Genomic DNA, 22616 nt, shown 5'->3' with positions numbered 1-22616 from the left:
GGCCAAGGCACTATTGCGTTCAACGTACTTGGCGCTCGGACTGGGCGACACGGTAGCTGGCCAGGGTGGCCACGGCCGCGCGTTCCCAGGTGAAGAGGGCCGAATGTTCCAGCGCCCCATGTCCGGCAGCGGTAATCTGTTCAGGATCCCGGGCCAGTTCAAGCAGCTTGGCGGCCCAAAGCTGGGCATCAGGCTCGGTCATGAGCCAACCGGATTCGCCGTCATTGACGGCGTAGGCCAACCCTCCCACCGCATTGGCCAACACCGGCGTGCCACAGGCCTGCGCTTCGGCGGCCACCAATCCGAAAGTCTCGGAGAGCGAGGGCACCGCGACGACATCGGCATTGGCGAAGACGAGCGCCAGCTTCTCGGGGGAGAGCGGATCGAAGAACCGGACGACGTCCTCCAAGCCGTGGTGTTGGACTTGCGCTGGCAGGTCGTAGTCCGTTGCCCCGGACAGCGCACCGAACAGCGATGCGGTAATGCGCAGGGCTGGATCCTCGCGACGCGCGATGCCCATGGCTTCGAGCAGAAGATGGGCTCCCTTCAGCGGTTGCATGCGCCCGGCGTAGACCAGGTGCAGGTCATCGTCTCCCAGAGGCCGGCGCAGCTTGTCCTGATCCGGGTGGAAGATGCGGTGGTTGACGCCCGGCAGGACGATGTCGAGCTTGTTCGAGTCCACGGCGTAGAAGCGCTGCAGCTGTTTCGCCTCGACGGGCGTGTTCGCGATGATGCGCGCGCAGTCGGCGAGCAGCTGCTTCTCTGCTTCCTTTCGCTTCCCAGGCTCGGGGAGACCTGATTCGTGTTCCTTGGCCGCGGCCGAGGTGTGCATCGAGACCAGCAAGGGAGCGGACCAGCGCTGCGCCAGTTGCAGCCCCACCATTCCGGAGAGCCAATAGTGCCCGTGGACGACATCGAACTTCATGCCGTGCAAGTGCGTTGCGATTTCCTCCGCGGCCTCGTCGATGATCGCCGGGAGCTGTTCCTTGGCAAGGTTCCGATGGGCAGCGATCTGCACCTGATGCATCCACACGCCCTCGCTGACCTGGAGCGACTCGGATTCGTTGGCGGTGCGCGTGAGCATGTGGACTTCGTGGCCCAGGGCACCCAGCGCATAGGAAAGGTTCTGGATGTACACGTTCATGCCACCTGCATCGCCGGAGCCCGGCTGCTGCATCGGTGAGGTATGCAGGGAAAGCATGGCTATGCGCATGTTCAGTACTCCAGTAGTGCTGTGCTAGTGACGGAATTTTTCGTTCAAAACTCCGCCTCTGATGCTATCAAGAAGCCAGGTCCAGCATGTTCGCGTTCGCCGACGTCCAGTGATCGACCATCTCCGCTCCGCCGTGGCCATCGGTCTCGCAGATAACCAGTGAGGAAGCTGGCCAGAGCTGGTGAAGTTTCCATGCCGTCATTGACGGTCCGGAAACATCGGCTCGTCCGTGGATCAAAACGGCCGGCAGGTGCCGGATCCCAGCCATATTCTCGATGATCGGCGGCTGGCAGAAACCATCATGGGCCCAGAAATGAGTGGTCAGCCGTGCCATCGAATGCCGGAAGCGGCGGTCATGCCAGCGCGGATCGCGGATTACCTGCTCCGATCCGAGGGAAATGTGGGTATCCTCCCATAGCGCCCATTCGCGGGACGCCGCATCGCGAAGTTCCAGATCGGTGGAGCCGAGCAGTTGCGCGTAGGCCTCGACCAGTCGCAGTTCACCCGCCGCGTAGGCCGGAATGTGGCTGCTGGCGAATCGCGAGAAGCGGTCCCATGCTTCCGGGAAGAGCGCTCCAACAGTTTCGGTGATCCATTGGACTTCTTCACGGCTCGTTGTCGTGACGGCGAAAAGCACCATGCCGACGACGCGTTCGGGATGGGCCTGTGCGTAGGCGAGAGCCAAGGTCGAGCCCCAGGACACGCCATTGATAATCCATTTCTCGATACCCAGCCCGACACGCAGCGTTTCGATATCGGCTATCAGCCGCTGGGTAGTGAATTCTCCGATGTCCGTATCCGCAGCGGCTGCCGAGGGGAGAGAACGTCCGCAACCGCGCTGTTCAAAACCAATGAGGCGAGTACGGGACAGATCCCAGCGGTTCCGGTAGCCGCTCGCGCCGAGTGTTCCTCCTGGTCCACCGTGCAGGTGCAGTGCCGGGATTCCCCCGGGACTGCCGAACTCTTCCCAGTACAGCTGGTGGCCGTCATCAGTTGGCATGAGCCCCTGCTGGGCGGGGACGTTGCCCGGGGAAGAATCAGTCATATAAGCACTTTACGACAGCGCACGTGCAAGCGCGGCGGAGGCATGCGCCGCATCCTCAATCGAGGGCGGGGAGTCGTTCGGATTAAATAAAGAAATCCCCGGTTGACCGAAGTCAACCGGGGATTCTACCTGTGCGCGAAAGGGGACTTGAACCCCTACCCTCTTGCGAGGACTAGCACCTCAAGCTAGCGCGTCTACCTATTCCGCCACCCGCGCAGGTTGTCTGTTGTTCGCGTTGTTATCGCTGGCAACGAAGTAAAACTTTACCACCCCCAGCAGGGGATTTCCAATCGGGAAACTCCTCGCAACTGGAGGGTGAAATCCCCGGAATTCCGCGGGAAAACCGGGATTGAGTAGAGGTTTAAGGCAAAAAATCAGAAAATCAGTGTCGAGCGTCACAGGAATATGATGCGATTTGCCTAGTGAAACGCGGGTTTAGCGGCTCTACTGCGAAGATGGGCCGAGCCTGGCGGACAGCGTTGCCGCATCGAGAACTTCGTTGAAGATCGCGCCACCGGGTTCCAAGCCGCGGCCCGCGGCCAAGTTGGGCAGGAGGACCGGAGAGAAACCCAGGGCGACGGTAAGTTCCGAAACCGTCTGGGCATCCTGCTTGTTATCCGAGGCGACGCCCAAGGCGCGTTGCGCGGATTGCTTGGTTGCCTGATCCGCGTCCATGTCCCAATGGCTGATGTGATTGAGGGCTTTGACCACGCGAGAGCTCTTGAAATGGGTTGCAATGCCTTCGGAGCTGGACAAGCCAGCGTCAAGTGATGTTTCCAGCCAGTCGGGAAGCGGCTCGTCTTCCCAGCGATTGGTCGCATCCACCAGCAAGATGCCAGCCAGGGATGGGACATCAATGTCGTCGAGTTCCTCTTGGGGCACCATGAGCACCACCAAATCGGCATCCTCGGCAATGTCTTCGGCCAGTACGGCGGTGGCATGCGATGCGTACTGTGCCAGGTGGTACTTCATCATCCGTGGCGGCCTGGAACCTGCGATGCGTACGTCGATTCTGGCCGATGCTGCTGCGCGGGCGAGGGCTGTACCGGCTCGTCCCGCTCCGAGGATTCCAATCCGCTTGATGCTCATAACCTCCAGCCTAAACGCGAAAGCCATGGTGGCATGCAATTCATTGCATGCCACCATGGCTTCTGGACCTAGTGAAAGGCCATCAGCTCCAGAGCGGAGCCAGGGACTTGTACAGCTGCTGTACACCCAAGATGATGAACAGTACTGCGGTAATCGCCAACGCGGTGTTGGTATGCCAGCGGTTGGCCCATTCCTTGGGGATGCGCTTGCCATTGAGCAGGCCCAGGAGGGTGACCGCCAGGAATGGCATGAACAGCGCACCGAGGACGCCATAGGCCAGGATCAGGGCAATTGGCTTGTCCAGCAAGAAGAGCACCATTGGCGGGAAGGTCAGCCACAGCACATAGAACTTGAAGTACTTGCCACCGGTCAGCGTATCCGGGTGGTTTGCCGGCTTCTTGCGCATATGGCCCCAGAAGTCGGCGAACATCAGCGAAACGCCATTCCATACGCCGATGATCGACGAGAAGGACGCGGCCCAGAAGCCAATGAGGAAGCCGTTGCCTACGACATCGCCGTATTCGGCTTTCAGCACGTCGCCCAGTTCCAGCAGGCCCTTGTCGCCACCGGAGATGGTCACGCCGGCGGCGCGAACAACTTCCGCGCCAACGATCAGCATGGCCAACACGAAGATGCCGGTCATGACGTAAGCCATGGAGTTGTCGATGCGCATGACCCGCATCCACTTAGGGGTGTACCAGCCTTTCTCGCGCAGCCAGTAGCCGTAAGCGGCCAAGGTGATGGTACCGCCGACGCCGCCAGCCAACGCCAGGGTGTAGACCACGCCGCCTTCCGGGATCATCGGGATCAGGCCCTTGAGCATTTCCGGAATATTTGGCACAGCGATGAAAGCCAAGCCCACCACGGTCACGAACATGATGCCCACCAGTACAGCGGTGATCTTCTCGAAGAAGCTGTACTTTCCGAACCAGACCATCACGAAGCCCAGCAGGCCCATGAGCACTGCCCAGATCTTCAGATCCACTGCCGGCATCAAGGCGGCCAGCGGCAATGCAGCGGAACTCATCGCTGTAGCGCCGTAAACGAAGCCCCAGATGATGATGTAGGGACCGAAGTACCAGGTGGTCCACTTGCCCAGGGTCTTCCAGCCCTCGAAAATGGTTTTGCCAGTTGCCAGGGTGTAGCGGCCGGCGCCTTCAACCAGAACAATCTTCAGGATCACGCCGACAATCACTGCCCAGAGCAGCGCATAGCCGTACTGGCTGCCTGCTACTAGTGTGGCAACCATGTCAGCTGCGCCAACGCCGGTCGCCGCAACGACCAGTCCCGGGCCAATGACTTTCCAGCGCGGCGGGCCGCCACCGTCTAGGTCGGCGCGTTGCGCCTGGATGTTCTCGCTCATTTGATTTTCCTTTTGACACAGTGCGATGCCGCCGCAGAGTCGCATCGGCAGTGACGCGGACCACGGGGGTGTGAGATCGTATTCAATCTTGGTAGTGATCTTTCTTACTGGCAAACTCTCAGTCAAGTACTAACACTTTCTTAGGAATGCAGTGATGTGGAGAACACTGCGTGTTCCGAATTGCTAGAATTGATCAGTTACCCATGGGCGCCGAGCCCGGATCTGAACGTCGAGGATGATGCCGTGCAGCTGTTGATCGCCGAAGACGACCACGCCGTCGCCCGCGCCCTGATCGATGCCGTGAGCGCCGCAGGCCATCAGGCCGAGCATGTCAGCCGCGGTGCTGACGCGCTGTTGAAGCACCACAATGCACAGATGATCCTGCTGGATCTGGGCCTGCCGGATATGGATGGACTGGAAGTCCTGCGCAAACTGCGCCAAATCAGTGAAGTCCCCGTGGTCATCCTCTCGGCGCGCAATGACGAGCGGAGCGTTGTCCGGGGACTGCGCCAGGGCGCCGACGATTTCCTGGTCAAGCCCATCGGGCTGGCGGTCCTTCTGGCCCGCATCGATGCGGTGGCCCGCCGCGCCAAGGTCCAATCCAATGACAATGGCGGTGTGCTCATCGCCGGCGGACTGCGTGTGGACACCGGGAAGCACGAAGCAATTCTGAATGGACGGCACCTCCAGCTGACCGCCAAGGAATTCGAGCTGCTGGCATTGCTGGCCCAGCATGACGGAGCGGTGGTAACCCGGGAGCAGATTCTTGATCGCTTGTGGGGCGACGCGTTCGTGGCGGTGTCGCGCTCCTTGGATGTGCACCTCACCGGTTTGCGCTCCAAGCTTGCTGCGCCCGGGATGATCGTGAACGTTCGCGGAGTCGGCTACCGGCTAGAGACGCCAAGCCCGTGAGGCTGCGCGTACTGGGGATCCTGGGCACGCTGCTGCTTGCAATCGTCGCCATCGTCAGCGCGATGCTGTTGCAGAGCGTCAGCCGTGATGCCACCGCTGAAGTCCAGTTGAACCGGTTATCGGCATTGAACCGCTTTGTCCAGCTTGCCGCCCATGCTGATCTGGCAAATGACATGTCGCTGCTCCAGCTGGAGATGGACACCTATAGCGACCTCTATGGCGAAGGGCTGCTGATCAATCTGGGCCAGCGGCAACTGGTCTCGGGCAGTATCGATCCTGCGGATCCCGAGGTCGCTGGCACCGTGCGCAATTCAGAGCTGAATCTGGGACTGGTCCAGATCCCGCCGATCGATCCTCTCTCGGATGCCACCGCCTTCCTCTCGCAGCCGTTCGGCAATTCTGCTCAAGTGCTCGGCTCTGTCACGATGCAAGTGAACTTGGAAACTGCACGCGCGAAGGTGCTGGAAAAGTCCAGCCTGCTGTGGCTTGTTGTCATTTCCATTGGCGCTGGACTCCTGCTCTTGGCCGACCGCCTGACCTTCTGGGTGCTCCGTCCGGTGCACCGGCTCAATGATGCCGTCAATGACATTGCGCGGCATCAGGCACCAGTTCTCCTCGAAGAGCAAGGCCCACCGGAACTGCGCCGACTATCGCGGTCGCTGGGCAGCATGGCCCGAACTATGGCCGAGAGCCTGAAGCAGCAGCAGGAGCTCATTGCTGAAACATCCCATCAGCTTCGGAACCCCGTTGCCGCCTTGCGGTTGCGCGTGGATCTTTTGAAGATGCGCATGGGCGACCAAGCGGATCCCGTCGGAGTGCACGCGGTGGAAAACGAACTGCATCGGGTGGAAACCCTGCTGGACGGCGTCATGCGCTTGGCCAGCGCCGAGCATCGGCTAGCCGAGCAAAATGCGGGGGAGTCCTTGCCCGAGACAGCCGTGCACGGCCAACAAGTCGACGTCGGGCAGATGCTCGCCGAGGAAGTCGAACGCCAATCCGAGGTTGCCCGGCAACGGGGAAACCAGCTGGTGCTCGATGGCAGCGCCACCTCGGGGCAGACCGCCATGGTGTGGTGCAACGGATTCGATTTGCAGCAGATGCTCGCGGAACTACTGGAAAACGCCTTCAAGTACGCCCCTGGCAGCAAGATCGTCCTGGGCCTGCGGCTCAACCCGGGAACTGCCAGCATCCAAATACAGGATCACGGAGCCGGCATGAACGCTGCTGAACTCGCGAATGCAGGCGAGCGGTTCTGGCGTGCAGAACGTGTGCGGCACAGTCCGGGAACAGGTTTGGGACTGGCTATCGTGGATCGCTTGGCGCGCGCGAATGCCGGTGAGCTCACGCTTGAATCGGCTCCGGGCGAAGGGCTCAAAGCAACGATCAGCCTGCCCCTGCATGGCAGCAAGCCCGAGGTGCCCGATGAATCCTGAGCCCATGCCGTCCCGGCGGAACTTGCTTCGATATCTCCTGGCAGCCCCAGTCGCCGCCGGACTGCCAGCACTGAATTCCTGCAGCTCGTTGCCCACTGCGCATCGATTGGATATCGCCTCCGGTGAAGACGGGGGCATGTACTTCCAATTTGCCTCCTTGCTCTCCAACGCCTTGGTGGACCACGGCGTCGCCGAGCATTCAGCAGCCCTCAATACCCAGGCCAGCGCCCAGAATCTGGCGATGCTCGCAGAAAACAAGGCCGGGCTGGCTCTTGCCCTGGCCGATACGGTGGACCAGTACCGGAAGGACAGCGCTCCACAAGCGCAGCCGCTGGCCCTGGGCCGCGTGTACCAGAACTATTTCCATTGCATCATCCGCACAGCAGCCGGGATTAGCTCGCTGCAGGATCTGGCAGGACGCACCATCGGCACCGGTGCGCCAGGGTCAGGTACGTGGGTGACCGGCCAGCGCATATTGCGGGCAGCGAAGCTGAAGAATCGCGGGATCGCGCCCAAGGAGCTGCAGTACGGGTACGCGGCAGGGCTGGAGGCGCTGGGCAAGGGAAGCATTGACGCGCTATTCCTTTTCGGCGGCCTGCCTGTTGCTTCGCTGAGCCGGCTCGCTTCAACCATGGACTTGGGCCTGCTCGATGTATCAGCGGTGCTGCCGCAGCTGCGCGAGCGGTACCCGGATCTCTACGACGGGGTAGTCATCCCGGAGGGAACCTACCGCGGAATCAAGGCCGTGGAGACGATCGGGGTTGGCAACCTGTTGATGGCGCGCGCGGACATGCCCGAGGAGCTGGCCGGAGCCGTCGTCAAGCTCCTGGTCGCCCACGCTGATCGGCTGGTGCCAGAATCCAGCGCCGGCATCCAGTTCTTGACCCCCGAAACCTTGGTCAGCACCGGAGGCCAGCCCCTGCACCCGGGCGCGAGGAAGGCCTACCAGGAACTTCACGGCTAGAAATTGCGCACGTGCGCACACGACGGTGAGGGCTTTGCCCACTAGTGTGTATTGCAAAGCACTGCTACGAGAGGATCATTGGCGATGTCCACTGCTGGCGACATTCCACTCATGGAAAATGAAGCCGTAGAGATCTGCAGGAAACTGATTCAGATCGACACGACGAACTATGGAGGCAACAAGGGCGCGGGGGAGCTTGACGCCGCCCGCTATGTCGCTGGGCTGCTCGAGGACGTCGGCCTGGAAGCCACGATCTATGAATCCGCTCCCGGGCGGGCCAACGTGGTCACCCGCATCCCGGGGGCCGATCCGTCATTGCCGGCCCTGGTCGTGCACGGCCACCTGGATGTCGTGCCGGCCATCGCCGAAGACTGGAGCGTGGATCCTTTCGGGGCCCAGATCATCGATGGGATGATCTGGGGACGCGGAGCGGTGGACATGAAGAACATGGACGCGATGATTATCGCCGCCATCCGCCACCTGCAACGCGAGAACATCACCCCGCGGCGCGATCTGGTCATCGCCTTCTTCGCCGATGAGGAAGCTGGCGGGGACTATGGTTCCGGCTGGATGGTGCAGAACCATCCCGAACTCTTCGCCGGGGCGGCCGAGGCCATTAGCGAAGTCGGCGGGTTCTCGGTCGAAATCAACGGCCGCCGGGCCTACATGCTGCAGACTGCGGAAAAGGGCATCGCCTGGCTGAAGCTGGAATCCAAGGGCATGGCCGGCCACGGCTCGCAGCTCAACACCGATAATGCGGTCACACATCTGGCAGGAGCCGTCCATCGCATCGGTGAGCATCAATGGCCGCTGTCCTACACCAAAACCACTCGCGCATTGCTTGAGCAGGTGGCCGAGCTGTCCGGACTGGACTTCGATGAAGCCGATCCGGCCCCGCTGCTCTCGGCCATGGGCAATGTCTCGCGCTTCGTCGGGGCTACCTTGCAGAACACCGCGAATCCCTCCGCCCTGGAGGCAGGCTACAAGCACAACGTCATTCCCGGGCAGGCCCAAGCGCTGATCGACTGCCGCACCCTGCCCGAGCAGCACGAAGCCACCTTGGAGACCCTGCGTGAACTGGCCGGGGAACACGTTGAGCTGTCCATGGTGCATGAGCAGGAATCCCTGGAGGTGCCCTTCGCCGGTGCGCTGGTGGATTCCATGATCGCGTCGTTGCTGGCTGAAGACCCGGATGCCGTGGTTCTGCCCTATATGCTTTCTGGCGGAACCGATAACAAATGGCTGGCCAAACTGGGGATCACCGGCTACGGATTCGCGCCGCTGCAACTTCCTGCCGAGCTGGATTTCACCGGAATGTTCCATGGCGTCGACGAACGCGTGCCGGTGGACTCCATCAAGTTCGGCGTGCGGGTGCTGCAAAACCTCTTGCAGGAATACTAGAACCAGCGTTGGCCCAGCCAGCACAACAGAATCCAGGAGCAGAATCCTTGACCATCGAATCCATACTGAGCGACGAGCTGCTTGAGCGTTTCCGGGACCGGGCCGCCGGCTATGACGAGTCGAACTCGTTCGCCATCGAAGACTTCAACGAACTGGTGGAACTGGGCTACCTCAAGGCGCTGGTGCCGGCAGAGCGCGGGGGACTGGGGTGGAACTTCGAGACCCTGGCCCTGGCCCAGCGCCGCCTGGCCACCGCGGCACCCGGCACGGCCCTGGCGATCAACATGCACCAGGTATGGGCGGGCGTCGCGTATTTGCTGCAGGCCCGCGGGGACCGGCGCCTGGATATGGTGGCCGATTGGATTGCCGAGGGCGAAGTGATGGCGTTCGGGATTTCGGAGCCCGGCAACGACGCGGTGCTCTTCGACTCGAAGACCAGGGCGAGAACTGCTGCCGATGGCTCGGTGGAGTTCAATGGCGTGAAGATCTTCACCTCGCTGGCGCCGGCGTTCACCCGATTGGGGGTGTTCGGCAAGGATGAGGAATCCGGGGAACTGGTTCACGGCTTCGTCGCCAGGGGCGAGGGCGTGCATTCCATGAACGACTGGAACACCCTGGGCATGCGGGCCAGCCAGTCGCACACCACGAAGCTGGAAAATGCGGTGGCCCCGCGCGAATGGGTGCATAGCCGGCTGCCGGCCGGTCCTAACCAGGACCCGCTGGTCTTCGGCATCTTCGCATCCTTCCTGACCCTGACCGCAAGCGTCTACGTGGGCATCGCAGATCGTGCGGTGACCCTGGCTCAGGAGGCCCTGGGCCAGCGGGTGCACCAGGACGGGACCCGGTATGCGCAGGATGTGCGTGCCCGCGGGCTCTTGGCCGAAGCGGCGATGCGCCTGCTGGCCCTGGATGCCCTGCAACGCTCGGTGGCCGGTGACCTGGAGGCCAAGGCGGATCACCAGAGCGCGTGGTTCCCCAAGCTGGTGACGCTGCGCACCTTGGCCGGGGGCACTGCACGGGAGAACATCCAGGTTGCCGGACAGCTGCTGGGCGGTGGCGGATATTTCCGGGGATCGGAGTTCGAACGGCTCTACCGCGACGTGCAGGCCAGCTGGTACCACCCGTCCAATGCCGCCTCGGCAGCCAATACGGTGGCCTCGTGGCTGGTAGGCCCGCTCGACAGCTGAGGCAAGGACCCGCGATTGCCGTGAGGGCCAATGGCGGGCATGGTGCCATGTGCCCTGTTGCCGGTTCAGGGAGCCAGGGTGCTGCGAATGCGCATCACCCGGCGGCGCAGCCAGTACTTTTGGGCGCCGCCTTCATAGCGGCAGGTGCGCATAAGCTCCCATTTGCCGTTATCGGCGTGCTCCCGCAGGGCGGCGCGGGCGACATGCTTTGGTTCGCCCGGGAAAGAAGTTATGACCAGGTATTCAAAGCGCTGGTCATCGGGATGATGCAGCGGTGGCTTAATTCTTTCTTCGAGCATCCTGCCCCCTATCTAAAGAACGCCGTGCGTTGTAGCCTCATGCTATGAGTACTGAACCGAGTTTTGCACTGCAAGCATTTATTGCACGCCTGGAGCAGCACCTGGCAATTGTGTCGCAGAGCCGCGGTGCTGGCGAGGCATCCGTCGACGCGGCTTTTGGCGCGCTGGCCGATGCCTTCGAAGACTATGAAGACGCCCTCTACGATCAGTATTCCGAGTTATTGCCCTTCACCATACCCTCGGATGATGCGTGAGTACGACCACGGAGTGAATTTTTCCTATTCCGTGTTTCTGAGTCCGGATAGTCGCAATCGGTGAAGTAATGTCGAGGGGTGAATTGGTTTGAAGCAGCTTTCCTAGGATTGATCCAGGGCCTGACCGAGTTCCTCCCGATCTCGTCCTCAGCCCACTTGCGTATCGTTGGCGAACTCCTGCCCAACGCCCAAGACCCCGGAGCGGCATTTACCGCCATTACCCAGCTGGGTACCGAAACCGCAGTGATCGTCTTCTTCTGGCGTGACATCGTGCGGATCATCGGCGCCTGGTGCAAGGCACTGGCCGGCAAGATCCCGCATTCGGATCCGGACGCCAAGATGGGCTGGCTGATCATTATCGGCTCCCTACCGATCGCGATCCTGGGCCTGCTGCTGGAAGACTACATCGATACGAACTTCCGTTCGCTGTGGATTGTTGCGACCACACTGGTGGTCTTCGGCCTGATCCTGGCCATCGCCGACCACTACGGCAAGCAGCAGCGCACCTTGGACAAGCTGACCGTCAAGCACGGCATCTTCTACGGTTTCGCCCAGGCCATGGCCTTGATTCCGGGCGTCTCGCGTTCGGGCGGCACCATCACCGCGGGTTTGCTCATGGGGTACACCCGTGAAGCCGCAGCCCGCTACTCGTTCCTGCTGGCGATCCCGGCGGTGTTCGCCTCGGGCCTGTACAAGCTGGTCAAGTCCTTCGACGAACCAGGTGTCTACACCCTGGCGCAGACCGGTGTCGCTACCGTCGTGGCCTTCGTCGTCGGCTTCCTGATTGTGGGCTGGTTCCTGAAGTTCGTTTCCACCCATTCCTACCGCTTCTTCGTCTGGTACCGCATCCTGCTGGGCCTGGCGCTGTTCGTCGCTCTGGGATTGGGCTGGATGGCCGCCTGATCCAGGTTTTCCAAGATGTCCGTGGACTGCTTCACGGGCATCTTGCAGTTAACGGGAATAAACCTCGCCTTGCTTCACTTGGAGTTAAAGGAAGAAATACGTCGCATCTGCGAAAGGATGTCCATAAGTGCACGCGTGGAATAACCCTGAGGTACCTCAGGTGGCTGGTTCAGCACCAACACTGGAACTTTTCAATACCGCCACCGGAGCCCGACAGGCCACTGCGCCAGCGGATGAAGCTATTGCGCCGGCCAGCATGTACGTTTGCGGTATCACCCCCTATGACGCCACCCATATGGGCCACGCCGCCACATATGTCACCTTCGACCTGGTGCAGCGCACCTGGCGCGATGCCGGTCGCACCGTGGCCTACACCCAGAACATCACCGACGTGGACGACCCGCTGCTCGAGCGCGCCGCAGCAACCAACGTCGATTGGCGCGAACTGGCCGAGTCGCAGATCCAGCTCTTCCGCGACGACATGGAAGCCCTGAACGTCATTCCGCCGCAGAACTACATCGGCGCGGTGGAATCCATCCACTGGCTGGTCCCGGTCGTCGAGCAGCTGCTCGATGCGGATCTGGCCTACCGTGTGCCGGCTGGTGCCGATGGGGTGGAAGGCGACGTGTACTTCGACACCCTGGCCGCCCAGAACGATGCCTGGAAACTGGGCGCCGTTTCGAACTACGACCGCGAGACCATGCTCGGCTTCTTCGCCGAACGCGGCGGGGATCCGGATCGTGCCGGCAAGCGCGATGCGCTGGACCCGCTGCTGTGGCGTGCCGCCCGCGAGGGCGAGCCGTCATGGGATGGCGGCAAGCTCGGTGCCGGCCGCCCGGGCTGGCACATCGAATGCTCGGTGATTGCCCGCAAGACCCTGCCGGCCCCCTTCACTGTCCAGGGTGGCGGCTCGGACCTGATCTTCCCGCACCACGAATTCTCTGCGGCCCACGCAGCTGCTGGCGATAACGCGGAACTCGCGCAGACCTACGTGCACACCGGCATGGTGGGCCTGGACGGCGAAAAGATGAGCAAGTCCCTGGGCAACCTGGTGCTGGTTTCCAAACTGCGCGAAGCCGGCGTCGAGCCGGTAGCGATCCGCGCCGTACTGCTCTCCCAGCACTACCGCAGCGACTGGTTCTGGACCGAGCAATTGCTGGCCGCAGCCCAGCAGCGGGTGGCTGCCTGGCGCCAGGCCTTGGCCACCACCAGCAACGAGGACGCAGCCAAGGTAGTGGAAAGCATCCGCAAGCACATGGCCGATGACATCGATGCGCCCTCCGCGCTGGAGGCACTCGACCGGTGGGCGGCGCAGCCGGCCGGGTCGAATGGCGACGGCGCCGAAGCGTTGCGCCACGGCATCGACGCGCTGCTGGGGCTCAAGCTCTAGGCAGCACCGCGCCAAGCATCCCGGGGTCCGGCTTCAGATATCGAAGTCGGACCCCGGGCTGTCTTTGCGGTACTTTCCCCGGCGGCGCAGATAGCGCTCGAATTCCCGGGCAATGGACTCGCCGCTGGCCTCGGGAAGCTCGCTGGTGTCCGTTGCCTGCTCCAGCTGTTCAACGTACTTGGCCACATCCGGATCCGCTGCCGCGAGCTCATCGACCCCGTGCTTCCAGGCCAGCGCATCCTCGCGCAGTTTCTGGTCCGGCACGGAGACCGGGATGACTTCCTCCAGCAGCTCGATGATGGCCAGTTGCACCCGCGGGCTGGGGGACTGCGCAACATAGTGGGAGAGCTGAGCCCAAAGCGACAGGCTCGGGATCCCGTACCGTTCGAACTCCACGCCGAGCACCGAGGGGATTCCGGTGGGCCCCTCGTAGGTGGAGGCGCTGATCCTCAAGTGCTCCTGGAACCGCGGATCGTCGCTGGCCAGCGAGGTCGGCACCGGCCGGGTATGCGGCACATCAGCCAGCAAGGCGCCCAGGGCGAGCACGGCATGGGCATTGTGGGATTGGGCCACCTTGATGATCCGCGAGCAGAAGGTCTGCCATTTGAACGTCGGCTCGACACCCAGCACCACCAGCAGGTCGGCGGCCGCCTGGGGCAAATGGATCTTGAAGATCTCGGTGCACGGCCAGTCCACTACGCGCCCGCTCCCGGTGCGCCGGGTCTTGGGCCGGGTGAACTGGTAGTCGTAGAAATCGTCCTCGCCCACGGTGGCCACATGCTCATGGGCGTTGGACTCGAGCAGCAGGCGGACGGCGTCCGTGGCCGCCGAACCGGCGTCGTTCCACCCCTCGAAGGCAGCCAAGACGATGGTGGGGCGAATCTCATGCTGGGTCTTGGCAATATAGCTATTCAGCGTCGGGGCGTGGTATTCCTCGTTCATTGAAGACTCCTTGGCAGCACTCGATGCTCTCGGCGTGGCTCGCCGAAGCGGCTTAGCCCCACTCTTCCATCTAGAATGGACTCATGCCAAGCACCAGTTTTGACTTTGCCGCCGGAACCGAGCCCGCAACCCCGCAAGCTGTCCTGTGGGATATGGACGGTACGCTGATCGACACCGAACCCTATTGGCTGGCTGCCGAAGCTGAGCTGGTGGCTTCCCATGGCGGCTCATGGAGCCATGAACAAGGCCTGGCCCTGGTCGGCAACGCCTTGCCAGATGGCGCCCGGGCCCTGCAGCAGGCCGGGGTCAAGCTGGAGATCCGCGAGATCATCGACTGGCTCTCTGCCCGGGTGGTTGCCGGCATCCGCCGCGAGATCCCTTGGCGGCCAGGAGCCCGCGAATTGCTCGCGGCGTGCAAGCAGGCAGGCATCCCGCAGGCCCTGGTGACCATGTCCGAGCGCAGCATCGTCGATGAACTGATGCTCAGCATCCCCGAAGGCACCTTCCAGGCCAGCGTTACCGGTGAAGAGGTCGCCAACGGCAAGCCGCACCCGGAACCTTATCTGGCTGGACTGCAGCTGCTTGGCCAGTGCACCGGGAAAGAACTGGAAGCAGCCAGGTGCATTGGTTTCGAGGATTCCGTGCCGGGCATCGCCTCGGCGTCCGCGGCCGGGCTGCATGCGGTGCTGGTCCCCAACGCCACCGACCCGGGCGAAGGCAATTGGCGCCGGATCGACAGCTTGGCATCCGTGGACGTACATGAAATGACTCGATGGTTGGTGCAGGTTAGCGCGTGAGCGACACTCAGGAAAAGTCCCCTGGAATCAAGCTGGGGCGTATCGGCGGCGTCCCGGTCTACCTCTCCAGCTCGTGGTTCATCATCACCGCGGTCATCACCTTCAGCGTTGGCATCCAGCTTTCGCGCGGCGGAATCATCCCGCCGCTGAACGCCTACCTGATGGGCCTGGCCTGCGCGGTGGCTATTGCCGTGGCCGTGCTGATCCATGAGGTCGCGCACGCGATGACCGCGCGCGCCTTCAAGTGGCCCGATGCGCACATCGTGTTGACGCTGATGGGCGGGCACACCCAGTTCGGTTCCTTCAAGGCCAAGCCCGGCGCCTCGCTCTGGGTGGCACTCTCCGGACCGCTGTCGAATTTCCTGCTGGCCGGAATCGGCTGGCTGGTGATCGAGAACGCGGCCATGGGCGTGTACCCGAACCTGCTACTGGACTTCTTCGTCTATGCCAACCTGCTGCTCGGCGCCTTCAACGCGCTGCCCGGGCTTCCGCTCGATGGCGGGCGGCTGGTCGAATCGATCGTCTGGAAGGCCACCGGATCCCAGTTCAAGGGCACCATCGCCTCGAGCTGGGTGGGCCGGGCAATCGCCGTGGGCCTGGTCTTCTACTTCGTGATCTATCCTCTGGTACGCGGCGAGCAGCCCCAGATCATCACGGTGGTGGTCGGCATCATGGTGGCGATGTTCATGTGGCAAGCCACCACGCAGCTGATTGCGCACTCCAAGATGATGCTGAACCTGCCCACCGTGATCGCCACCGACTTGATGCGCCCGGCTTCGGCCATGGTTTCGCACGCAACCGTAGCCGACGTGCTCTCCCGCCAGAACGCTCGCGGGGGAGAGATCATCCTAGTCGACCCGAAAGGGATGCCGGTCGGGGTCATCGATGCGCAGGCACTGTCCCGGGTGGGCCCGAACCAGGCGGCCCAGGTTCCGGCCTTGGCCGTGTCCCGTGCCCTGGGCCAGGGCGCGATCGTGGCCGAGGATTCCGATGGCCGCGCACTGATCGACTACCTGGCCAGCGTGGACAGCGCCGAATACGCGGTGATCAGCGCCACCGGGCAGGTGGTGGGCCTGCTGCACCAGCGGCAGATCGTCAACGCCGTCACCGGACGCCGCAAGTAAACTCTATACAGACTGAAAAGCACCAAGAAAAGGATCACATCAGTGAGCGAAGCTAAGAGCCAGGCGCCGCACGGCGCGGCAGCCCGTCGCGGCCCCTTCCGTGTCGGCGACCGCGTGCAGCTGACCGACGAGAAACGCCGGATCAACACCATCACCCTGCAGCACGGTGGAGAGTTCCACACGCACAAGGGCGTGCTGCCGCACGAGGCCATCATCGGCCTGCCCGAAGGCTCGGTCATCGAGAATATCGACGGCTTCCGCTACCAGGCCCTGCGCCCGCTGGCCAAGGATTTCGTGCTCTCCATGCCGCGCGGCGCCACCGTGGTCTACCCGAAGGATGCCGCGCAGATCGTGCAGTTCGGCGACATCTTCCCGGGCGCACGCGTCGTCGAAGCCGGCGTCGGTTCCGGCGCGCTGTCCATCTCGCTGCTGCGCGCGGTCGGCGATGAGGGCTTCCTGCACTCCTTCGAGCGACGCGAGGAATTCGCCGATATCGCCCGCGGCAACATCTCCACCGTCTTCGGTGGCGAGCACCCCTCGTGGCAGATCTCCATCGGCGACTTCCAGGACAGGGTCGTCGAGCTGGAAGCACCGGGCAGCATCGACCGCGTGGTCCTGGACATGCTCAGCCCCTGGGAATGCCTGGATGCGGTAGCTACCGTGCTGGCGCCGGGCGGCGTGTGGACCAACTACGTGTCCTCGGTGACCCAGATGTCCCGCGTGGTCGAGGCAATCCGTGCTTCGGGCCAGTTCACCGAGCCAGAGTGCTTCGAAACCCTGGTGCGCGGCTGGCACGTCGACGGCCTGGCTGTCCGCCCGGATCACCGGATGGTGGCGCACACCGCATTCCTGATCACCTGCCGCCGTCTGGCCGATTCCGCCGATGGCATCCCGAAGGCCAAGCGCATCAAGGAGCACTCGTACTCCGATGAGGACCTGAGCGCATGGACGCGCGATCACGCCGAGGGCGAGTGGACCGCTGAAGCACTGGGCGAGCGCGGCTTGTCTGATAAGAAGCTGCGCCGGGCCGCCCGCGATGCCAACCAGTCCGTGCGCGTGCGTGCCGCTGAAGAAGGCGCCGAAGGCGCTGGCGGCGAAGCCTGAGCTGCAACCATATATTGAGACATTGCGTCTCATTATGTGACATTGGGCCCCGAGTGTTCTGCACTCGGGGCCTTCAGTTCCTAGGATGGAAGCAAGACGGTGCGCCAAGCACCGGAAAAAACCTCATCAGGGCGCACGAACCGCCCCGGTGACGTTGGATGTTGGAGGTTGGAACGTGAACGATAATCGCGAGGCAGAACAATTGGCCGAGCGGCTGCAGATGACCGAACGCCAGGTCAACGTGCTGCGCGACAAGAATCGCAACCTCGACAAGCAACTCGCCGGGATCAGCGGCAATAACAAGCGCCTGGTGGCCCTGCTGGAAACCACCCGCGAGCAGATCATCAACCTGAAGTCGGCGCTGGAAAAGGACGGGGACACTCCCTTCAGCCACGGCACCATCGTGGCCAAGCACCCGCGCAAGCACCCCGAACCCGGGCTCGGCATCGAATCCACCGGCGCCCAGTCCGCAGATGTCATCTACTCCGGGCGCAAGATGCGCGTGGCCGTCAGCCCGCTGATGGATTTCGACAAGCTGGTCATCGGCCAGCAGGTGCTGCTCAATGAAGCACTGGTGATCGTCGCGGCCCTGGGATTCGAGGAGACCGGTGAACTGGTCACGGTCAAGGAACTGCTGGAAAATCACCACGCCGTAGTCATGGCCCGTGCCGATGACCAGCGCGTCGTTGAACTCGCTGGCCCGCTGCGCGAGATGCACCTGCGCGTGGGCGACCAGCTGGCCATCGATTCGCGTTCGGGCATGGCGGTATCCCGCGTCCAGCTCACCGACATGCAGTCCCTGGTGCTCGAGGAAGTCCCGGACATTGCCTACTCGGACATTGGCGGGCTGAACTCGCAGATCGAAGCCATCAAGGACTCGGTGGAGCTGCCCTTCACCCACCCTGAGCTGTACCGCGAACACGGGTTGAGCGCGCCAAAGGGGATCCTGCTCTACGGTCCTCCGGGCTGCGGCAAGACCCTGATCGCCAAGGCGGTGGCGCACTCCCTGGCCCAGCGCGTCGTCGAGCGCAAGGAAGGGGCCAGCAACCGCAGCTACTTCCTGAACATCAAGGGTCCGGAGCTGCTGGACAAGTACGTGGGCGAAACCGAGCGGCACATCCGCCTGATCTTCGCCCGCGCCCGGGAGAAGGCGCTGCATGGAGATCCGGTGGTGGTGTTCTTCGACGAGATGGAAGCGCTGTTCCGTACCCGCGGCACCGGTGTCTCCTCGGATGTGGAAACCACCATCGTGCCGCAGCTGCTGGCCGAAATTGACGGCGTCGAGCGCCTGGATAACGTGATTGTCATCGGCGCGTCCAACCGCGAGGACATGATCGACCCGGCGATCCTGCGTCCGGGACGCCTGGATGTCAAGATCAAGATCCGCCGTCCCGATGCCGAGGGCGCCACAGAAATCTTCAGCAAGTACCTGACGACCGAACTGCCGCTGCATGCCGATGAGCTCGATGCCGATGCCGGGGATGCCGGCGCCACCATAGCGCGCATGATCCGCGGAGCCGTCCAGGCAATGTACTCCACCGAGCGGATCAACGAATTCCTCGAAGTCACCTATGTTACCGGTGCCACCGAAGTGCTCTACTTCAAGGACTTCGCCTCGGGCGCGGTCATCCACAACATCGTGGACCGCGCCAAGAAGCATGCCATCAAGGCGCTGATTACGCAGAACGAACGCGGACTGAAAATGGAGTACCTGCTGCGTGCGGTGCGCGAGGAGTTCGCCGAGCACGAAGACATGCCCAACACCACCAACCCCGATGATTGGGCCCGAATTTCCGGCCGCAAGGGCGAGCGGATCAGCAACATCCGTTCCCTGGTCCAGCAGCAGGCCGGCAAATGAGCGCACGTCGGCTGGTCGGCCTGGAAACCGAATACGGAATTATCCGCCCGAACATGCCCAAGGCCAACGCCACGGTGCTTTCGGCGCAGATCGTTGACGCCTACGCGCAATTGGTCGCCGAGCAGGATTCGGCGGCCAAGGCAGCACGCTGGGACTACAGCGACGAATCCCCGCTGCAAGATGCGCGCGGATTCGCCATGGACCGGGCCCAAGCGCATCCGAGCCAGCTGACCGACCTGGGGCCGGGGCTGGACGACGAGGGCATCTGGACCGCCGAATCCATTGCGCTGGATGGCAACGACGCGCATCTGGGTTCAACGCTCTACCAGGAGAAGGAATCCACGGATGTCGTGATGAACATGGTCCTGGGCAACGGCGCACGCCTGTACGTCGACCACGCCCACCCGGAATACTCCAGCCCCGAATCGATGACCCCGCGTGATGCGGTGCTCTGGGACCAAGCCGGCGATGAAGTGATGCGCCGCGCCGCGGCCGCCGCCCAGCGCCTGGGCAGCGGGGAACTGCTGCTGTACAAGAACAACACCGATAACAAGTCGGTCTCCTACGGCTCGCATGAGAACTACCTGATGCCGCGCGGCATCGAGTTCTCTTCGATTGTCCGCGGGCTCACCCCGTTCTTTGCCAGCAGGCAGATCTTCTGCGGTGCCGGCCGGGTGGGCCAGGGCATGCTCAACGAGCGCGCCGCCTTCCAGGTCTCCCAGCGTGCCGACTTCTTCGAGGCGGAAGTGGGCCTGGAAACCACGATCAACCGCCCGATCATCAACACCCGCGATGAACCGCACGCGAACTGGGACAAGTACCGCCGCCTGCACGTGATCATCGGGGATGCGAACCTCGGGCAGATCTCCACCCTGCTGCGCGTGGGCACTACCAACTTGGTGCTCTCGCTGATCGAAGCGGGGATGGCCCCGCAGCTGGAACTGGTCGAACCGGTCCTGGCCTTGCAGCAAATCAGCCACGACCCCACCCTGAAGGCCAAGGTGCGGTTGCGCGGCGGGGTCCAGCTCACCGCCATTGAAATCCAGCGCCATTACCTGCATGCGGCAGAAAACTACTGCGCGGTACGCGGCATTGATGATCCGGACACCACCGAGATCCTCAGCCGTTGGGCGCAGATCCTGGAGTTGCTCGAGCGCGACCCGATGGACGCGGCAGACCAGATTGACTGGATCGCCAAATACCAGCTGGTCAACGGCTTCGCCCAGCGCCACCAGCTTGAGCTGTCCGATCCACGCGTGGCGATGCTGGACCTGCAATGGGCTGATTTGCGGACCGACAAGGGCTTGTACTACCGCATGGCCGAACGCGGGGCCATCCAGAGGATCTTCAGCCAGCAGGAGATCAACCAAGCCGTGGCCAGCCCGCCGGAAGATACCCGGGCCTACCTGCGCGGCATGACCCTGCAGCGCTATGCGCCCTACGTGGTCGCAGCGAACTGGGATGCGTTGTCCTTCGCCGTCCCCGGGGCGCGCAAGATCAGCCGCTTCCACATGCCCGAACCGCTGGGCGGAACCCGTGCGCAGGTTGGCGAGCTGTTCGACACGCAGCTGGAGATTGCGGAATTTATCGACGAATTGGCCAGGCGTCGCTAATCGGCGCAGAATAGGTATGAGTCTCGGCGCGTAATTCCGGGATTCACGACGACTTAGGAGAAAACGATGACTCAGGAAAGCTTCTCGGCCCGCCGCAGCATCCAGAACCAGCAGGCCGAAACGGAACAGGTCCAGGTGAACACCACCGGCCAGTCCGCCGGCGTGGATGACCTGCTGGACGAGATCGACTCGGTGCTGGAATCCAACGCTGAAGAGTTCGTCCGCGGATTCGTGCAAAAGGGCGGCCAGTAAGCCCCAACGGGCACACAGCTTTGGAAGTCGTGTTCTGGCCAATGTGGCGGAACCGCAGTTGAGGGGAAGTAGCTTCGCGTGGATCGCAGAATCTTTGGTCTGGAAACCGAATTCGGGCTGAATTATGTCCCGTCGGATGGGCGCCGGCTCACCCCGGAGGATGCCGCACGGCACCTGTTCAAGCCGGTAGTCAGCTGGGGGCGCAGTTCGAATGTGTTCCTGGAGAACGGCTCGCGCCTCTACCTGGATGTGGGCTCGCACCCGGAGTACGCCACCGCGGAATGCGACCAGCTCAAGCAGCTGATCGCCCACGACCGCGCAGGGGAGGCGTTCATGCTGGACCTCGTTGACCAGGCAGAGGACCAGCTGGCCGAGGAAGGCCACGAAGGCCGGATCTACATGTTCAAGAACAATGTGGACTCCGCCGGGAACTCCTATGGCTGCCACGAGAACTACCTGATTCCACGCAAAATCGAGTTCAAGCGCCTCGCTGACATGCTCATCCCTTTCCTCGTCACCCGCCAGCTATTGTGCGGTGCCGGGCATCTGATCACCGATGAAGAGCAGACCAAGTACGTCTTCTCCCAGCGCGCCGATCACATGTGGGAGGGGGTCTCCTCGGCCACAACGCGCTCGCGTCCGATCATCAATACCCGCGATGAGCCGCACGCCGATGCCGAGTACCACCGCCGGCTGCATGTCATAGTGGGCGACTCGTCGATGAGCGAAACCACCCAGCTGCTGAAGATCGGCGCCACCGACTTGGTGCTGCGCCTGATCGAATCCGGCGAAATCTACCACGATCTGCGACTGGAAAACCCGATTCGCTCCATCCGCCAGATCTCCCACGATTTCACTGGCCAGACCGTAGTGCGGCTCATGGGCGGCGACGAACCGACCGCACTGCAGATCCAGTGGATCCTCTTCGAATCCGTCAAGGAATTCATCGCCCGCCACGGCGCGCACCACGACCAGGTGGATACCGTCCTGGAATTGTGGGAACGCACGCTGAACGCAGTGGAAAGCCAGGACTTCTCGCTGATCGACCGGGACATCGACTGGGCGATCAAGCACAAGCTGCTCACGGGCTATGCCCAGAAGAACTCCCTGGAGCTCTCGGCGCCACGGATCGCGCAGCTGAACCTGACCTACCATGACATCGACCCGCAGCGCGGCCTGTTCCACCTGCTCAAGCGCCGCGGCCTGGCCAGCGCAGTCGTCTCCGACGCTGAAATCAATCAGGCTGTGAACAACCCGCCAGCCACGACACGCGCGGCACTGCGAAGCAAATTCATTCGCGCCGCCCGCGCCAATGGGCGACGCTATAGCGCCGATTGGGTCCACATGAAGTATGAGGATGGCCCGGGCGGAATTGTGCTGTGCAAGGACCCGTTCGCAACCACCAATTCACAGATTGACGAGCTCATTGAGCTGATGGGCCAGCAGCTTTAGCTAGCTGGAAACAAGTATTTA

Annotated in this window: 21 protein-coding genes and 1 tRNA gene; 15 read left to right on the top strand and 7 right to left on the bottom strand. The window is 62.6% G+C overall.

The window, feature by feature from the left end:
* Positions 1–19: 19 nt before the first annotated feature.
* The 5 genes from AC1Z36_RS12030 to AC1Z36_RS12010 all read right to left on the bottom strand — a co-directional run bounded on the left by AC1Z36_RS12030 (position 20) and on the right by AC1Z36_RS12010 (position 4710).
* Positions 20–1213 (bottom strand): glycosyltransferase, encoded by a 1194-nt coding sequence (locus AC1Z36_RS12030; protein WP_105661264.1) that lies wholly within the window; start codon positions 1211–1213, stop codon positions 20–22.
* 67 nt (positions 1214–1280) lie between these two features.
* The gene (locus AC1Z36_RS12025; RefSeq protein ID WP_105661265.1) at positions 1281–2258 is read right to left on the bottom strand and encodes an alpha/beta fold hydrolase; all 978 of its coding nucleotides are present in this window, start codon (positions 2256–2258) and stop codon (positions 1281–1283) included.
* Between the two features lie 132 nt (positions 2259–2390).
* Positions 2391–2474, bottom strand: a tRNA-Leu gene (locus AC1Z36_RS12020).
* Positions 2475–2702: 228 nt separating this feature from the next.
* The gene (locus tag AC1Z36_RS12015) at positions 2703–3347 is read right to left on the bottom strand and encodes an NADPH-dependent F420 reductase (RefSeq protein ID WP_105661562.1); all 645 of its coding nucleotides are present in this window, start codon (positions 3345–3347) and stop codon (positions 2703–2705) included.
* A gap of 82 nt (positions 3348–3429) precedes the next feature.
* Positions 3430–4710, bottom strand: coding sequence for an Nramp family divalent metal transporter (locus tag AC1Z36_RS12010; protein ID WP_105661266.1), 1281 nt, complete (start codon positions 4708–4710; stop codon positions 3430–3432).
* 243 nt (positions 4711–4953) lie between these two features.
* On the opposite strand from AC1Z36_RS12010, the gene AC1Z36_RS12005 reads away from it, so the two are divergent.
* The 5 genes from AC1Z36_RS12005 to AC1Z36_RS11985 all read left to right on the top strand — a co-directional run bounded on the left by AC1Z36_RS12005 (position 4954) and on the right by AC1Z36_RS11985 (position 10607).
* Positions 4954–5622: a response regulator transcription factor gene (locus tag AC1Z36_RS12005; RefSeq protein WP_105661563.1), complete on the top strand. Its 669-nt coding sequence runs from the start codon at positions 4954–4956 to the stop codon at positions 5620–5622.
* Complete coding sequence (locus AC1Z36_RS12000; RefSeq protein WP_402696185.1) at positions 5619–7055, top strand: sensor histidine kinase; 1437 nt, start codon at positions 5619–5621, stop codon at positions 7053–7055. Before AC1Z36_RS12005 ends, AC1Z36_RS12000 begins: the two co-directional genes overlap by 4 nt.
* A 4-nt stretch (positions 7056–7059) precedes the next feature.
* Positions 7060–8019, top strand: coding sequence for a TAXI family TRAP transporter solute-binding subunit (locus AC1Z36_RS11995; protein WP_219844343.1), 960 nt, complete (start codon positions 7060–7062; stop codon positions 8017–8019).
* A gap of 111 nt (positions 8020–8130) precedes the next feature.
* The gene (locus AC1Z36_RS11990) at positions 8131–9420 is read left to right on the top strand and encodes a M20/M25/M40 family metallo-hydrolase (RefSeq protein ID WP_286134232.1); all 1290 of its coding nucleotides are present in this window, start codon (positions 8131–8133) and stop codon (positions 9418–9420) included.
* Positions 9421–9467: 47 nt separating this feature from the next.
* Positions 9468–10607, top strand: a complete 1140-nt coding sequence (locus AC1Z36_RS11985; RefSeq protein WP_105657868.1) for an acyl-CoA dehydrogenase family protein — start codon at positions 9468–9470, stop codon at positions 10605–10607.
* 65 nt (positions 10608–10672) lie between these two features.
* Here the strand turns inward: AC1Z36_RS11985 and AC1Z36_RS11980 are convergent, their stop codons facing one another.
* Entirely contained in the window at positions 10673–10906 is a 234-nt protein-coding gene (locus AC1Z36_RS11980; RefSeq protein ID WP_105657828.1) for a DUF5703 family protein, read from the bottom strand.
* Positions 10907–10950: 44 nt separating this feature from the next.
* Between AC1Z36_RS11980 and AC1Z36_RS11975 the strand changes: the two genes are divergently transcribed.
* The 3 genes from AC1Z36_RS11975 (at position 10951) to mshC (ending at position 13453) form a co-directional block, all read left to right on the top strand.
* Positions 10951–11160, top strand: coding sequence for a hypothetical protein (locus AC1Z36_RS11975; protein ID WP_105657829.1), 210 nt, complete (start codon positions 10951–10953; stop codon positions 11158–11160).
* 78 nt (positions 11161–11238) lie between these two features.
* A complete protein-coding gene (locus AC1Z36_RS11970) occupies positions 11239–12063 on the top strand; it encodes an undecaprenyl-diphosphate phosphatase (RefSeq protein ID WP_105657830.1) in 825 nt (274 codons plus the stop codon).
* A gap of 127 nt (positions 12064–12190) precedes the next feature.
* On the top strand, positions 12191–13453 hold the full coding sequence (gene mshC / locus AC1Z36_RS11965; RefSeq protein ID WP_105657831.1) for a cysteine--1-D-myo-inosityl 2-amino-2-deoxy-alpha-D-glucopyranoside ligase: 1263 nt from the start codon (positions 12191–12193) through the stop codon (positions 13451–13453).
* A 33-nt stretch (positions 13454–13486) separates the two neighbouring features.
* On the opposite strand, the gene AC1Z36_RS11960 is transcribed toward mshC, so the two are convergent.
* On the bottom strand, positions 13487–14395 hold the full coding sequence (locus AC1Z36_RS11960; RefSeq protein WP_105657832.1) for a PAC2 family protein: 909 nt from the start codon (positions 14393–14395) through the stop codon (positions 13487–13489).
* An 83-nt stretch (positions 14396–14478) separates the two neighbouring features.
* Between AC1Z36_RS11960 and AC1Z36_RS11955 the strand changes: the two genes are divergently transcribed.
* From AC1Z36_RS11955 to pafA, 7 genes are all read left to right on the top strand, one after another.
* Positions 14479–15192 carry an HAD family hydrolase gene (locus AC1Z36_RS11955; RefSeq protein WP_105657833.1) on the top strand — a complete coding sequence of 238 codons (714 nt, stop codon included), beginning with the start codon at positions 14479–14481 and terminating at the stop codon, positions 15190–15192.
* Positions 15189–16316 (top strand): site-2 protease family protein, encoded by a 1128-nt coding sequence (locus AC1Z36_RS11950; protein ID WP_105657834.1) that lies wholly within the window; start codon positions 15189–15191, stop codon positions 16314–16316. The genes AC1Z36_RS11955 and AC1Z36_RS11950 overlap by 4 nt, the downstream gene beginning before the upstream one ends.
* Before the next feature lie 42 nt (positions 16317–16358).
* Entirely contained in the window at positions 16359–17420 is a 1062-nt protein-coding gene (locus AC1Z36_RS11945; protein ID WP_105657835.1) for a tRNA (adenine-N1)-methyltransferase, read from the top strand.
* A 220-nt stretch (positions 17421–17640) separates the two neighbouring features.
* On the top strand, positions 17641–19278 hold the full coding sequence (gene arc / locus AC1Z36_RS11940; protein WP_166650701.1) for a proteasome ATPase: 1638 nt from the start codon (positions 17641–17643) through the stop codon (positions 19276–19278).
* Complete coding sequence (gene dop / locus AC1Z36_RS11935) at positions 19275–20891, top strand: depupylase/deamidase Dop (protein WP_483561278.1); 1617 nt, start codon at positions 19275–19277, stop codon at positions 20889–20891. Before arc ends, dop begins: the two co-directional genes overlap by 4 nt.
* Positions 20892–20957: 66 nt before the next feature.
* A complete protein-coding gene (locus AC1Z36_RS11930; protein WP_133833376.1) occupies positions 20958–21143 on the top strand; it encodes a ubiquitin-like protein Pup in 186 nt (61 codons plus the stop codon).
* Between the two features lie 78 nt (positions 21144–21221).
* Positions 21222–22595 carry a Pup--protein ligase gene (pafA, locus tag AC1Z36_RS11925; RefSeq protein WP_105657839.1) on the top strand — a complete coding sequence of 458 codons (1374 nt, stop codon included), beginning with the start codon at positions 21222–21224 and terminating at the stop codon, positions 22593–22595.
* Positions 22596–22616: the final 21 nt, after the last annotated feature.

The organism is Glutamicibacter sp. BS14, from assembly GCF_056934375.1.
The sequence above is the reverse complement of the archived record's forward strand: the minus strand, read 5'-3'. Positions and strand labels throughout refer to the sequence as shown.